Origin of the sequence: Flagellimonas olearia, assembly GCF_009184425.1 — a bacterium.
GTDB lineage: Bacteria > Bacteroidota > Bacteroidia > Flavobacteriales > Flavobacteriaceae > Flagellimonas > Flagellimonas olearia.
The window spans coordinates 1-364 of sequence record NZ_WELG01000101.1; the positions used below are offsets into that span (position 1 = coordinate 1).

The window sequence follows — 364 nt, forward strand, 5'->3', positions numbered from 1 at the left end:
AGATAGCACCCACTATCTAGGAAGCACCTACTCCCTTTACAATTTGTCTGCACCAACAGACAGGATCACCAAACCCCTAACACCAAGCACCAACTTGATGTTTCTACAGAATAAAAGTATAGAACTTTCTACAGCCCTTCCCCTCTACAATCTCTCTCTCTCAATCCCTTACAAATTGAAATTTAAAGCATAAAAAGAGAGAAACTTATCTATGGACGAATCTTCATATTCTTCATGCTCAATTTCGTCCACACTTGCTGTAGAAATACTCAGCACATCAGCACACAACACCTTCTTCTTCCAGAAGCACTCTTCTCTTCAAAACTCTCTTGAAAAGCTCTCTTTCTTGTGTGTGTTTTTTCAA

Annotated in this window: 1 protein-coding gene; it reads left to right on the forward strand. The window is 39.3% G+C overall.

What is annotated here, in order from left to right; all coding sequences use genetic code 11:
- Positions 1 to 193 (forward strand): hypothetical protein (locus F8C76_RS18900; protein ID WP_211372196.1); only part of this gene is annotated, 193 nt, incomplete at its 5' end.
- Between the last annotated feature and the right edge of the window lie 171 nt (positions 194 to 364).